Origin of the sequence: Vibrio sp. MM46 (assembly GCF_027587135.1) — a bacterium.
Lineage (GTDB): Bacteria > Pseudomonadota > Gammaproteobacteria > Enterobacterales > Vibrionaceae > Vibrio > Vibrio harveyi.
This window is the reverse complement of sequence record NZ_JAPPTO010000028.1, coordinates 1-13,028: the sequence shown is the minus strand read 5'-3', so window position 1 is coordinate 13,028 and position 13,028 is coordinate 1. Positions and strand designations below refer to the sequence as shown.

General features: G+C 46.5%; 14 protein-coding genes. 4 read left to right on the top strand and 10 right to left on the bottom strand.

Going from position 1 to position 13,028, the window contains the following annotated elements; translation table 11 throughout:
• Positions 1–219: 219 nt before the first annotated feature.
• Positions 220–1,293: a tetratricopeptide repeat protein gene (locus tag OH459_RS23420; RefSeq protein WP_050903261.1), complete on the bottom strand. Its 1,074-nt coding sequence runs from the start codon at positions 1,291–1,293 to the stop codon at positions 220–222.
• Between the two features lie 10 nt (positions 1,294–1,303).
• Positions 1,304–2,626 (bottom strand): anaerobic sulfatase maturase, encoded by a 1,323-nt coding sequence (locus OH459_RS23415; protein WP_009697236.1) that lies wholly within the window; start codon positions 2,624–2,626, stop codon positions 1,304–1,306.
• 176 nt (positions 2,627–2,802) lie between these two features.
• Here OH459_RS23415 and OH459_RS23410 point away from each other — a divergent pair, with 176 nt between their 5' ends.
• The 4 genes from OH459_RS23410 to OH459_RS23395 all read left to right on the top strand — a co-directional run bounded on the left by OH459_RS23410 (position 2,803) and on the right by OH459_RS23395 (position 5,877).
• Positions 2,803–3,591, top strand: coding sequence for a formylglycine-generating enzyme family protein (locus OH459_RS23410; protein WP_017188903.1), 789 nt, complete (start codon positions 2,803–2,805; stop codon positions 3,589–3,591).
• A 166-nt stretch (positions 3,592–3,757) separates the two neighbouring features.
• Positions 3,758–4,738, top strand: a complete 981-nt coding sequence (locus OH459_RS23405) for an HAD family hydrolase (protein ID WP_269989016.1) — start codon at positions 3,758–3,760, stop codon at positions 4,736–4,738.
• 138 nt (positions 4,739–4,876) lie between these two features.
• The gene (locus tag OH459_RS23400; protein WP_269989015.1) at positions 4,877–5,524 is read left to right on the top strand and encodes an AcfA family outer membrane beta-barrel protein; all 648 of its coding nucleotides are present in this window, start codon (positions 4,877–4,879) and stop codon (positions 5,522–5,524) included.
• A 17-nt stretch (positions 5,525–5,541) separates the two neighbouring features.
• Positions 5,542–5,877, top strand: a complete 336-nt coding sequence (locus OH459_RS23395) for a YgiW/YdeI family stress tolerance OB fold protein (protein WP_005447161.1) — start codon at positions 5,542–5,544, stop codon at positions 5,875–5,877.
• A gap of 73 nt (positions 5,878–5,950) precedes the next feature.
• Here the strand turns inward: OH459_RS23395 and yegS are convergent, their stop codons facing one another.
• The 8 genes from yegS to OH459_RS23355 form a co-directional block, all read right to left on the bottom strand.
• Positions 5,951–6,853, bottom strand: coding sequence for a lipid kinase YegS (gene yegS, locus OH459_RS23390; RefSeq protein WP_269989014.1), 903 nt, complete (start codon positions 6,851–6,853; stop codon positions 5,951–5,953).
• Between the two features lie 9 nt (positions 6,854–6,862).
• A complete protein-coding gene (locus tag OH459_RS23385; protein ID WP_017188901.1) occupies positions 6,863–7,768 on the bottom strand; it encodes a LysR family transcriptional regulator in 906 nt (301 codons plus the stop codon).
• 139 nt (positions 7,769–7,907) lie between these two features.
• The gene (locus OH459_RS23380) at positions 7,908–8,333 is read right to left on the bottom strand and encodes a bifunctional diaminohydroxyphosphoribosylaminopyrimidine deaminase/5-amino-6-(5-phosphoribosylamino)uracil reductase RibD (RefSeq protein ID WP_029789899.1); all 426 of its coding nucleotides are present in this window, start codon (positions 8,331–8,333) and stop codon (positions 7,908–7,910) included.
• 202 nt (positions 8,334–8,535) lie between these two features.
• Positions 8,536–8,973, bottom strand: a complete 438-nt coding sequence (locus tag OH459_RS23375; protein ID WP_005431788.1) for a F0F1 ATP synthase subunit epsilon — start codon at positions 8,971–8,973, stop codon at positions 8,536–8,538.
• Between the two features lie 15 nt (positions 8,974–8,988).
• The gene (gene atpD, locus OH459_RS23370; RefSeq protein ID WP_017188899.1) at positions 8,989–10,374 is read right to left on the bottom strand and encodes a F0F1 ATP synthase subunit beta; all 1,386 of its coding nucleotides are present in this window, start codon (positions 10,372–10,374) and stop codon (positions 8,989–8,991) included.
• 23 nt (positions 10,375–10,397) lie between these two features.
• Positions 10,398–11,258 (bottom strand): F0F1 ATP synthase subunit gamma, encoded by an 861-nt coding sequence (gene atpG / locus OH459_RS23365; protein WP_005431811.1) that lies wholly within the window; start codon positions 11,256–11,258, stop codon positions 10,398–10,400.
• A gap of 21 nt (positions 11,259–11,279) precedes the next feature.
• The gene (gene atpA, locus OH459_RS23360; protein WP_009699258.1) at positions 11,280–12,818 is read right to left on the bottom strand and encodes a F0F1 ATP synthase subunit alpha; all 1,539 of its coding nucleotides are present in this window, start codon (positions 12,816–12,818) and stop codon (positions 11,280–11,282) included.
• A gap of 12 nt (positions 12,819–12,830) precedes the next feature.
• Positions 12,831–13,028: F0F1 ATP synthase subunit delta (locus tag OH459_RS23355; protein WP_269989013.1), on the bottom strand; the 198-nt coding region annotated here is incomplete at its 5' end.

Below are 13,028 nucleotides of genomic sequence, written 5' to 3'. Positions count from 1 at the left end.
CAGCTCTTTCCAAGTTGTTTGACGCAGAGATCGGGGCAATGACACGCTCCCGAAGGGCGAGCTGTCTTGGCTTGTATACTTTGTTGTCGATTCTTGATTTAGAGTGACTAGATCTTTAAATCGCCACCGCGTCTACAAACCAAGTCATTCTCGCTGAACCTAGCATCTTGAGGTTACTTGGGTATAACAGCACAAGCTTAGAAAAGAGCCAGAATGGTCTTAGCTACTTACTTTGGCGTTCTTCTGCCCTTTCTTCTCTTTCAATTGATCAATCACGTAGCTTGGTGCGACTTTCTCTAGTTCGCCCAAGCACTCGTCTGTTTTCGGGTTGTCGTAGCGAACATAAATGTCACAAACCGCATAAAGCTGCTCCGGCGCGCCAGAAATCAAATACGCTTGCTCAAAAGACTTCACCGATTTGTCTAGGTTGTACTCTTCTTGCAGTACACCATTGAGGTACCAGAAGTAACTGTTATCTTTCGCCATGTTGGCTGCTTTCTCAATCTCTAAAGCTGCACTCTTCTTGTCATCAAGACGCACAAGCGTTAACGCTTTCGAGTAATGCAAAGATGCGTTGTCAGGATGAAGCTTAATTGCAGAATCCAGCGTCTTTACTGCATCGGCATCGCGTTGCTGCGCTCGGTAGTTGTCCGCCAAGCTTAACCAGATCTGTGAATTCTCCGGCTGATTGATCACCAAAGCTTGATAGATTTTATCCGCTTTATCCCATTCATGATGCCAACGATAGACATCCGCCAATAACAGTTTGGAACCGTTATCTTGCTTGTTCTCTAAATAGCTGATCAGTTCAGCAACCGGGGCTTCAAGCGTTTGCTTTTGCTCGCTGCTCACGTTAGAAAAATCACGCACTAAGTTGGTCGCCGCAGTAATGCGAACCATGGTTTCTTGGTCACTCAATAATGGCTCAATCATGCGCCAACGATGTTCAATCGTATATGGCTCTGCTCCAACAATCGCGGCTTCACGAACCGCAGGGTCTTGGTCTTGAAGGCTGCGTGCAACCGCTACCAGCGCGTTTTGACTTGGGTAGTTCGCCAACTCGTGCAGTGCTTCAATACGCTTTTCAACGGGTTGTTTGATGTCCTGCGCTTGATAAGACAGCTTCGCAACCATTTGCTGTGGCGACATCTGCGCTGAGTTTGCTTTTTGAGCGCTTGTCACGCTCGCTGATGAGACTTGGTCTGGTGCGAGCAAGGTTTCATCTTGTGCAATGACAGATTGGCTTGCGGTGATACCTAAAGCGACAACTAACAGTGTTTTTGAGAATGTCATATCAATCCCCTTAAAATTTGGTTTCGAATACAGGACGCTTCACCGCTTGTTGGCGTAACACTGCATCACTGTATTTGCCATGTGCCACAGGGTTACCCGTTGCACGAAGAATGTATGCCATTGCCTTATCAGCATGAGAGAAGAACTTTTTCCAACCTGCACACAGGTAGTTCAACCCGGGTTCACCGTCTTTGGTGCGGATGAAACGGTTTTTCGGACACTCACCGTAGCAAGCAAATTGGTAATCACACTGTTGGCACTGCTTGGTTAACGAGCGAGTCTTGGCAAAGCCAAACTTTTGCTGATCAGGACCATAGGCCAACTTGTCTAATTTTTCGTGGTGGATGTTGCCAATCTTGTACTCTGGATAAACGTAGTGGTCACAAGCAAAAACATCACCGTTTGGTTCCATTGCCAAGCCTTTGCCACAAATCTCGCCCAGTGTACAAAGTGGGTTTTTGCGCCCCATCCAAGTCTCGACACTCGCTTCAAAGTACTGCACAAACACTTTGCCAATGTCGTGTTGAATCCACTCATCAAAAATCGCGATAAGGAAGTTACCCCACGCCTCGTCTGCCACACACCAAGGCTCTACTACAGAGTCTTTGTGACCAGGAATAAGACGCTTGTCACCTTGTTTCAGCTGCTCTTGCGGCTGCCATGTTTGAGGTGCGGTAGTACGGAACGTTTTTTGTTCCACGATGGGAATGAACTGCATTTGCGGTGAGCGTACTTCATCACGCAGGAATCGGTATACCTCAAGAGGATTGCGGCTGGTTAGATTGTTTACACAAGTCAGCGTTGCGAACTTTACTTCGTGTTTGTGCAGCAGTTCAACAGCCTTCATCACTTGGTTAAAGGTACCACGACCTGCGCGGTTGGTTCGGTAAGCGTTGTGCATCATTTCTGGGCCGTCGATACTCAAACCGACCAAGAAGTTATTTGCTTTCAGAAATGCACACCAATCGTCGTTGAGCAAGGTGCCATTGGTTTGTAGATCGTTAGAAATGGCCACGCCTTCAGGCTTGTACTTAGATTGAAACTCAACAATCTTTTTAAAGTAATCCAAGCCCAACATCGTTGGTTCACCACCCTGCCAAGAGAAGATGATTTCCGGCGTGTTCTGCCCTTCAATGTACTGACGAATGTAGGTTTCTAGAGTCTCTTCATCCATCACAGGCGTGCAGCCTTTTTTATACTCAAGTAAGTCCTGCTTGCTGAGGTAATAGCAGTAAGTGCAATCAATGTTACAAGCCGCCCCAATAGGCTTTGCCATGACATGTAAACGCTTAGAAGCTTTACCGTTGAACTGAGGGCCTTGAGTAATGTGCATACGTCACCTTTTTCGTTATGAAATTCAGCTGAGAACACTCATAAGCGTGCCATTCTCACCTTGATGACCTAATCATAAATCTCATTAATACAAGAGGCTTGTTATACCGTTTATAACCTTTTTTCATAGCGTTTATTGCTAATATTTATCGCGACTTTTTTGGCGAGAAACTATTGATGAAATCATTTAAAAGCAAATCGTTAACCGCACTTTCTATTCTATCATTCAGCGTATTAATGAGTGGTTGTGCAACTCAATCATCGCATCCTATCGCGCTCAACATTGATCAAGACATGGTGTTGGTTGAAGGCGGTTCATTTGTCATGGGATCGGACAGCGACTCCGCCAAGAAGGCAGAAACCCCAGCACGCGAAGTAAAGGTAGACGACTTCTACATTTCCAAATTCGAGGTCACTCAAGAATTGTTTGAATCTGTCATGGGTTCTTCAATGAGTTACTTCCAAGGTGCAAACATTCCGGTTAATAACTTGAGTTGGCAGCAGGCGAATTACTTCATCGAGAAGTTGAACGAACTCACAGGTGAAAACTACCGCTTGCCGACAGAAGCGGAATGGGAGTTTGCCGCGAAAGGCGGTAAGAAGAGCCAAGGTTTCACTTACGCAGGCTCAAACAACATTGCTGATGTGGCGTGGTATGCCGACAACTCTAAAAACCAAGCTCACCCCGTTGGTCAGAAGCAACCCAATGAACTCGGTCTTTATGACATGACAGGCAACGTTGGTGAATTTGTTATTGATGCTTATGACGACACCTTCTACCGCTTTGGTCCAACCGAAAATCCAAACAACGCTAAAGACGAAAAAGCAGGCTTAGCACACAAATCCGTACGAGGCGGCAGTTTTGCCTATGATTCTGATGAATCAGAGAATTTCCGTCGAGACTTCGCCAGCCAGTCTATAATTATGTCGGACATGGGACTTCGCCTTGCGAAAGATGCTGATTAAGCACGATTACGCATGAGAAACGACGTGACGGCCCCTTTGCGCATTCTTACCAATTAAGACGTCTCTTGGTTAGGGAAATGGTTAGGGAAAGAGGCTAAACCTACGTTGTTCTCATTTAACCTCAAATGTATACAAACAATACATTCAAACTTAGGTAAATAATAATATGAAGAAACACATCTGTGCCCTTGCAGTCTTATCTGGTTTATCATTCTCAGCGATGGCTTTAGATTGCGATCCAAACTTACTACCTTCTTGGAAACATGGCACAAGTAAATCTGCGATTGTTAACTATGTTGATCAATCTACTGATGCTTCGAAAAAAACCTTCATTGCAGAACAAGACCGCATCGCGGTGTTCGACAATGATGGTACGTTATGGTCAGAAAAACCGTTTTACTTCCAACTGGCGTATGCGCTAGACGAAGTGAAACTGATGGCAAAAGACCATCCAGAATGGAAGACACAAGAACCATTTAAATCTGTACTGAATGACGATATTGAAGGCGTCTTCAAAGGCGGTGAAAAAGCACTACTTGAGATCGTCAAGGTCACTCATAGTGGTATGACGGTAGAGGAATATCAGCAAAAAGTCGCCGATTGGCTGAAAGTCGCGAAAGATCCACGCTTTGGCAAAGCTTATACCGAACTTACATACAAACCAATGCGCGAAATGGTCACCTACCTGCAAGAGCATGGTTTTAAGACTTACATCGTATCAGGTGGCGGTGTAGACTTTATGCGCGTTTGGGCACCAGAGGTGTACGGTATTCCCGAAGAGCAAATCATTGGCAGCGCGCTAAAATACAAGTACGACTACAACGACGGTAAGCCAACCGTGACCAAGTTAGGTGAAATCCTCACGATTGATGACAAAGCCGGTAAAGTTGAGAACATTCAGCACATCATCGGTAAGAAACCCGTTCTCGCGATTGGTAACTCAGACGGTGACCACGCGATGATGCAATGGGCAACCAGTCAACCAAACTCTATGGCGATGATCGTTCACCATACCGACGAAGAGCGTGAGTGGAAATACGACCGCAAGTCCAGTGTGGGTCATTTAGATAAAGCAATGGATGAAGCCAATCAGCGTGATAACTGGCACCTCATTGACATGAAAAATGAGTGGTGCACGGTGTATTAACCATACCTTTGCAACTGACAAACTCCTCCTTAGTGAGGAGTTTTTTTATTAATTTTCAAACGTTAGTCTTTTCTTCACGAACACTTCACGACTCTTCACACAAAATGCCTCCCATCGAAACGAAGAGGTAAATATATAATGAAAAAAACAGTCCTGACGATTCTCACAGCAAGCTCATTTTCGGTTGCAGCAGCACCTTACGTGGGTTTGGAATACGGATTCGGCACCACAGATCACGATTTTGAACCATCTTTTCAAGCTGACGGTGTGAATCTGAACCCTGAATTGGAAGACGGTATTTTTGGTGGCTTCATTGGCTACTCTATCAATGATTCTTGGGCTGTAGAACTGGGTTATAACCAATTTGATCTTGATGATGGTCGTTCCAAAAATCTTGGAATTGTCGATATCAAGGGTCAAAAATACCATCATGAAATGGATTGGGACGCTTCAATCAAAGCCAAACAAATTACGTTAGCGCCTGTGTTTAGCTATGCGTTAAACGAAAAGTGGACAACAAAAGTTAAAGCAGGTTTGACTTACACTCAGTACGAATCCAAAGCAAGCAAATCAGAAGAACATGAGCTTGTTATGAATGACGACGTCGAAATGAACAACACCTTGTTCCACCGTTCTGAAAAAAATAATGAGCTCGGTGCAATGCTATCTATTGGTGCGGAATACAAAATCTTCCCTCAATTGACCATCGGCGCGAACGCAAAATACCAGCTTGATAGCTACGCAAACACAGCATCAATCAACGTAGGCTCTACTTACTACTTCTAACTTAGGAAGCCATTAGCATGAAAAAACTGATTATTACGACAACATTAGCCCTAATTTCTGGCTCTGCATTGGCTGCCTTCAACGGTCCTGAAACCGCAGCAATCAGCACTGTAAAAGCGGCGCAAAATGCATCTGATGATAGCTATGTACTGTTGACAGGTAACATCGTTCAAGCACTTGGTAATGAGACTTACCTATTCAAAGACAACACAGGTGAGATTCAAGTCGAGATCGATAACGAAGACTGGATGGGTCAAGACGTATCACCGCAAGATCGCGTTGCCATTCGTGGTGAAGTAGACTCTGAATGGACAAAGACTCAAATCGACGTCGATACGATTCAAAAGCTATAAGCCACACGTTCAAACGAGATCCTTACTCTTGTTAAGTACAAAGCCACCGCATTGGGTGGCTTTTGTGCGTCTCTTAACAAACGCTCAAGCATGGGCAATTGGGCGGTAGGACCAAGCGAATACTTTTAGATCTAACATCAAATCGAATTTTACGGGAACGATAAGGCTCACCATCAAGATTTAAAGGCAGTGCTTTAGGGAAATCGATCTCCAACCAACTCGCCTGAGTATGCTTAACAAACTGCCCAGTCTCAGTTGGATTTTGAATTTCATCAATGACCTGAGGTAGCTCATGGGCCAAGAATGGATGCACCAAAGTAATGTCCATTAAGCCATCATCTATCAATGCATTTGGCGCAAGCTCTTGACCTCCTCCCGCAAGGCGACTATTACAAAACGCCCCAACCAAGATCTCCCCTTGATAACTGCCCTGCTCAATTGTGAGGGAGCCATCATAAGGTTTAAAGCCAAGCACCTTCACTAGACCGGTTAATGTGTAGGCACCACCACCCAAAAAGTTTTTCAGTTCAACTGGTGTTTCAGCGGTAATTTCTGCTCCAAAGCCAGCTGCAGCAATGTTAATAAAATAGCGATCATTAGCTTGAACGCAGTCTACCGCAACAGCGTCACCATTGACGGCAAGTTCGATGGCTTCTCGAATCATGATTGGGATTTTCGTAGCAGTCGCGAAGTCATTCGCCGTACCCATTGGGATAATGGCCAATTCTGGACGAACGTTCGCCTCAATCTGATTCAAAGCTGTTACCGCTTCGTTAACGGTGCCATCGCCACCAGCAACAACAATACGTTTCATTCCTTGATTGACCGCTTCACTCACTAAACGAGTCATGTCTTGTGATTCCCAAGTGACCCGAACTTGCAGATCCACACCTTGTTCTCGCATTCGCATGATCTCACTGCGAAGCTCAGGCGTTCCGGCTTTCTTACCGTTTAGAATGGCTCGTATTGTCTTCATACTGGTCCTTTACTCTTCGATTGCTTTCCCTGCTTGCTTGAGTTGAGCTCTCAACCATTGATGCGCACTTTCATTGTGACGACTAGAATGCCAGATTGCACAAAGGTCATGAATTTTGTCACTAAAAGGAAGCGGGACGGCTTTAATATTATACGTTTTTGAAAAGTGTTGAATGGTCGACAACGGCAGCATACCGATGTATTCACTACCATTAATGACTGGCAGCATTTCCATTGCACCAGATGCGCGATACACGATATTCCTTTGCGCTAGATCTGCAATATCTTCCTCATTCATCAAACTTTTACGCGCATGCCAACGCGAAACCACGACGTGCTCTTCCGCCAAAAATTGTTCTACAGAACAAGAGTCATGAATTCGTGGATGCTCGGCACTGCACACCACCATCAAACGCTCGGAAAACACAGGCTCTACTTTGAGGACAGTACGACCACGCGGTGGCATATCGATAATCAAATCATATCGTTGTAAACGCAGATCGCTTTCGTAATCTTCCGTGAACAAAGGATGCACTTCCAAACCGACACTCGGCGCGTTTTTACGGATTTGGCGCAGGAGCTGCGGCATTAACTCATAACTGGCAACTGAGACGCAGGCGATGGAAAAAATACGATTGGATACTTTAGGATCAAAACTGCTCGAAGCGGATAAGGTAGAAGTAAAGTTTTTCAGCGCAGCGACCATCGCAGGATAAATATCCATAGCAAAACTGGTCGGCTCGACACCCGATGTGCTACGGTGGAACAGTGGCTCATCATAAATGTCACGCAAACGAGCGAGTGCTTTGCTCACCGCAGGTTGGCTGATATCAAGACGAGCAGCAGCCTTAGACAGGTTCTGCTCTTCATAAATCGCCACAAAAATGGGGATAAGGTTTAAGTCGGTGCTCTTCATTTTGCAAACATAAAACAGGACATGACCTTATTTTAGCTAACAGTATGATAGTTAACGACTCAGAACTCTAGATTTGAGCGTCTATGCATGTTTTCGCGAGTTTTAACCTCGCATTGACGAAGAATATTCTGAAAATCACTCAGGATTTTCCTAGGTAAGGGGTCAAGAATGCACTCGCCTCTTCACCGCATAAGCCAACTTCTACTTCAACGCCACCTTCTTTTAGGATTTCGATACCGCGACCAGCATTACGGGGATCAGGATCAAGCATAGCAACCACTACTTTTCTGATACCACAAGTCACTAAGGTTCTAGCGCAAGCTGGCGTGCGACCCACAAATGAACATGGCTCTAGTGTTACGTACGCGGTGACGTCACTTAGGTCTCCGTTGTATGCGTTTAGGGCTTCCACTTCTGCATGATTACCACCAATCGCTTGTGTGTGCCCTTCTGATACGATTTCACCGTTTTTGACCAGCACACATCCGACAGGCGGGTTTGGCTGACAGGCAGGCAGCGCGTTGCGTGATACTTCCAACGCACGAAGCATAAATTGTTGGTTCATTTGAATTTGATACTCGTTATTCAGAATTTGGGTGATGGATTCTAACGCCAGCATGCTTTCCTCGCTATATAAAAGTGTTTGCAATACTGATACGTCTTATCTCAACAAACGACTCATTGCTAAACCTAATCCCCATAAAAAAACGGGGCAAACCGTAGTTGCCCCGTTTGGTTACCCTTCAGACCGCATTCCGAAGTGTTGACTAACGAATTCTCATCGTTAGTTCAACTGCACGAAGCTGAGCCAATGCTTTGTTCAACTCCATGTGTGCCTGTGCAAAGCTGATATCGTCTACATGAGCACGAATGTTTTCTTCCGCAGCTCTACGAGCTTCTTCAGCCCTTGCTTTGTCGATATCTTTACCGTGAAGCGCAGTATCCGCTAATACAGTAACCACATCAGGTTGGACTTCGACCAAACCACCAGAGACATACAGGATCTCTTCAGGCTTGGACAAGTCACCAGTAATACGAGCAACGCCCGGCTTGATTTTACTGATAAGCGGTGAGTGACCCGGACGAATACCTAACTCACCATCCGCACCCGCTACCGCGATAGCATGCGCCGGACCTGAGTAAAGAGTGCCCTCCGCACTTACCACATTCAGTTGAAACGTATTTTGTGAAACCGCTATGGCCATATTGCCTCCCGCGCTTTACAGTTTTTTCGCTTTTTCAAGCACTTCGTCGATGTTGCCGCAGTACATAAATGCCTGCTCTGGGATGTCATCGTACTGACCATCAAGCAGCGCTTTAAAGCCTGCAATGGTGTCTTTTAGTGGAACAAATACACCCGGTTGGCCCGTAAACACTTCAGCTACGTGGTAAGGCTGAGTTAGGAAACGTTCGACTTTACGAGCACGAGATACCAAGCGCTTATCTTCTTCAGACAACTCATCCATACCCAGGATAGCGATGATGTCTTTTAGCTCTTTATAACGTTGCAGCGTTTGCTGAACTTTACGCGCCACATCGTAGTGCTCTTGACCAACGACTTGAGGGTCAAGCTGACGTGATGTCGAATCCAATGGGTCAATCGCTGGGTACAGACCCAAAGCAGCGATGTTACGAGACAGAACGACCGTCGCATCCAAGTGCGCAAACGTGGTTGCTGGCGATGGGTCAGTCAAGTCATCCGCTGGTACGTAAACCGCTTGGATAGACGTGATAGAACCATTTTTAGTCGACGTGATACGCTCTTGAAGCACACCCATCTCTTCTGCCAGTGTTGGTTGGTAACCTACCGCAGATGGCATACGACCAAGCAATGCCGATACCTCAGTACCTGCCAATGTGTAACGGTAAATGTTATCCACGAACAACAGTACGTCACGACCCTCATCACGGAAACGTTCTGCGATGGTCAAGCCTGTTAGCGCAACACGTAGACGGTTACCCGGTGGCTCGTTCATCTGACCGTAAACCATGGCTACTTTGTCGAGAACGCCCGCTTCCTTCATTTCGTAGTAGAAATCGTTACCCTCACGAGTACGTTCACCTACACCGGTAAATACCGACAAACCTGAGTGAGCTTTAGCAATGTTATTGATAAGCTCCATCATGTTTACCGTCTTACCTACACCCGCACCACCGAACAGGCCGATCTTACCGCCCTTCGCGAACGGACAAATCAAGTCGATAACTTTAACGCCGGTTTCCAGTAGCGCAGTGCTGTTAGATTGCTCTTCGTAGCTTGGTGCATCACGGTGAATTTCGTAAGACACTTGCTCACCGATTGGACCACATTCATCGATTGGGTGGCCCAACACGTTCATGATACGACCTAGGGTTTCTTCACCCACTGGTACCGTGATTGGGTTGCCCGTAGATTCCACTTCTAGACCACGTTTCAGACCATCCGAAGAACCCATTGCGATACAGCGAACCACACCGCCACCCAACTGCTGCTGAACTTCCAACATCAGTGAGCCGTTGCTTCCATCGTTGATTTTCAGTGCGTCGTAAACTTTCGGACCTTTGCCTTGTTCGAACTCGACGTCGACCACCGCACCGATGACTTTGACGATTTTGCCAATACTCATAATTTAAACCTCAAATTCTCTCTCTAAACCGCTTGTGCGCCGGATACAATTTCACTCAACTCTTGAGTAATCGCCGCTTGACGCGCTTTGTTGTAAACCAGTTGTAGGTCTTCAATCAGTTGCGCTGCGTTATCCGTCGCGGCAGACATTGCCATCATCCGCGCGGCTTGTTCACAAGCGATACTCTCAACCACACCCTGATAAACCAGTGATTCCACATAGCGTTGAATCAGGTGGTTGAGAATGTCTTGAGGAGACTGCTCGTAGAGGTAATCCCAACGAGCCTCTTTATCACGTGAAATGTCTTCTTTAGGGAACGGCAACATCTGCAATACCGTTGGTTTTTGCACCATGGTGTTTACAAACTGGTTGTAAACGAGGAACAAGCGGTCGATTTTGCCTTCGGAGTAGTGCTCCATCATGGCGTTAACCGCACCCAACATATCTTCCAGTTTTGGTGCATCACCAAGCCCAGAAGTCTGTGCCATTACTTTCCCTAGGGACTGGAAAAAGCTGATTGCTTTCGAACCAATGAGCGTCGTATCTACTTCAACGCCCTTCTCTTGCCAGTCCTGCATTTCTGCCAATACTTTTTTGAACAAATTACTGTTCAGGCCACCACACAAACCTCGATCGGATGAGATGATGATGTAAGCCACTCGCTTCACTTCGCGTTCTTGAAGGAAAGGATGGCTGTACTCCAGCGTACCGGACGAGACGTGACCGATAACCTTACGCATGTTCTCCGCGTAAGGACGGGACGCCTGCATGTTCTCCTGCACTTTGCGCATCTTGCTGGCGGCGACCATTTGCATCGCACTCGTAATCTTTTGCGTGCTACTCACGCTAGCAATTTTGGTGCGAATCTCTTTGGTATTTGCCATAACGGACTCCTGTTAGTGGTCCTACGATTGCAGCGCAGTGAACTCTTTCAGCAAGCTGTGTAGCTCACTCTCGATTTCGTCGTTGTAATCACCGGATTGGTTGATCTTGTCCAATAGCGGCTGCGCGTTTGTACGACCAAATGCCATCAACTCATCTTCAAAGCGAGATATTTGGTTTAACGCCACATCAGTGAGGTAACCCTTCTCTGCTGCAAAGATCGCCAGTGCTTGCTCAGCAACGGTCATTGGTGCGTACTGCTTTTGCTTCATGAGTTCCGTTACTTTCTCACCGTGGTCAAGCTGACGACGTGTCGCTTCATCTAGGTCAGAAGAGAACTGAGCAAATGCTGCCAATTCACGGTATTGCGCCAACGCGGTACGAATACCCCCCGACAGCTTCTTGATCACTTTGGTTTGCGCTGCACCACCTACACGAGATACCGAAATACCTGGGTCAACCGCTGGACGTAAGCCTGAGTTGAATAGCTGAGTCTGTAGGAAGATTTGACCATCGGTAATCGAGATTACGTTGGTTGGTACGAATGCTGATACATCACCCGCTTGGGTTTCGATGATTGGCAGTGCGGTTAGAGAACCGGTTTTGCCTTTCACTTCACCGTTAGTGAATCGCTCTACGTATTCTTCGTTAACACGTGCTGCACGTTCTAGTAGGCGTGAGTGGAGGTAGAAAACATCACCCGGGAAGGCTTCACGACCTGGTGGGCGTTTTAGAAGTAGTGAGATTTGACGGTAAGCCACCGCTTGTTTTGATAGATCATCGTATACGATCAACGCATCTTCACCACGGTCACGGAAGTATTCGCCCATGGTACAACCTGCGTATGGCGCTAGGTATTGCAGTGCTGCCGCTTCTGATGCTGACGCAACCACCACAATGGTGTTTTCTAGTGCGCCGTGTTCTTCAAGCTTGCGAACCACGTTGGCAATCGTCGATGCTTTTTGACCAATTGCGACGTAAATACATTTAACGCCCAGTTCTTTTTGGTTGATGATGGCATCAATCGCCATCGCGGTTTTACCTGTCTGACGGTCACCGATGATCAACTCACGTTGACCACGACCAATTGGCACCATGGAATCTACCGCTTTGTAACCGGTTTGGATTGGTTGGTCGACAGATTTACGGTCGATAACACCAGGGGCAATGACCTCTACAGGGTCCATACGATCGAATGACACTGCGCCTTTACCATCGATTGGTTGACCTAGCGTGTTCACGACACGACCTAGCAGACCGTTACCAACTGGCACTTCGAGAATACGACCGGTGCCTTTTACTTTCATCCCTTCTGACAAGTCCGCATATGGGCCCATCACAACAGCACCAACTGAATGACGCTCTAAGTTCAGAGCCAACGCAAAGCGGTTATCTGGCAGTTCTAGCATCTCGCCTTGCATAACGTCTGCAAGACCGTGAATTGTGATGATGCCGTCACTAACGGAGACGATAGTACCTTCATTTCTCGCTTCACTTTCGAGGTTGAAGTTAACAATTCGCTCTCTGATTAATTCACTGATTTCATTTGAATTTAATTGCATTTCTATACCCCGTTACACATGTAGGTTGGTCGCCAATCGGCTTAGGTTGGTGAGGACACTGCCGTCATACACGGTCTGCCCTGCTGTGATCACCACACCACCTACAAGGGATGGATCCAGTTGTGTTTCTAGTGTGATGGCTTTACCGTACTTTTCGGTTAACGCTTGTTTAAGCCTTGCCATCTGTTCCTCATCCAGAGGTTCTGAAAC

What these genes read in the sequence shown, in the direction of transcription:
- OH459_RS23420 (WP_050903261.1), bottom strand. Translation starts at nt 1,293, where the DNA reads ATGACATTCTCAAAAACACTGTTAGTTGTCGCTTTAGGTATCACCGCA.
- OH459_RS23410 (WP_017188903.1), top strand. Translation starts at nt 2,803, where the DNA reads ATGAAATCATTTAAAAGCAAATCGTTAACCGCACTTTCTATTCTATCA.
- OH459_RS23405 (WP_269989016.1), top strand. Translation starts at nt 3,758, where the DNA reads ATGAAGAAACACATCTGTGCCCTTGCAGTCTTATCTGGTTTATCATTC.
- yegS (WP_269989014.1), bottom strand. Translation starts at nt 6,853, where the DNA reads ATGAAGACAATACGAGCCATTCTAAACGGTAAGAAAGCCGGAACGCCT.
- OH459_RS23395 (WP_005447161.1), top strand. Translation starts at nt 5,542, where the DNA reads ATGAAAAAACTGATTATTACGACAACATTAGCCCTAATTTCTGGCTCT.
- OH459_RS23385 (WP_017188901.1), bottom strand. Translation starts at nt 7,768, where the DNA reads ATGAAGAGCACCGACTTAAACCTTATCCCCATTTTTGTGGCGATTTAT.
- OH459_RS23380 (WP_029789899.1), bottom strand. Translation starts at nt 8,333, where the DNA reads ATGAACCAACAATTTATGCTTCGTGCGTTGGAAGTATCACGCAACGCG.
- atpA (WP_009699258.1), bottom strand. Translation starts at nt 12,818, where the DNA reads ATGCAATTAAATTCAAATGAAATCAGTGAATTAATCAGAGAGCGAATT.
- OH459_RS23400 (WP_269989015.1), top strand. Translation starts at nt 4,877, where the DNA reads ATGAAAAAAACAGTCCTGACGATTCTCACAGCAAGCTCATTTTCGGTT.
- atpG (WP_005431811.1), bottom strand. Translation starts at nt 11,258, where the DNA reads ATGGCAAATACCAAAGAGATTCGCACCAAAATTGCTAGCGTGAGTAGC.
- OH459_RS23375 (WP_005431788.1), bottom strand. Translation starts at nt 8,973, where the DNA reads ATGGCCATAGCGGTTTCACAAAATACGTTTCAACTGAATGTGGTAAGT.
- atpD (WP_017188899.1), bottom strand. Translation starts at nt 10,374, where the DNA reads ATGAGTATTGGCAAAATCGTCAAAGTCATCGGTGCGGTGGTCGACGTC.
- OH459_RS23415 (WP_009697236.1), bottom strand. Translation starts at nt 2,626, where the DNA reads ATGCACATTACTCAAGGCCCTCAGTTCAACGGTAAAGCTTCTAAGCGT.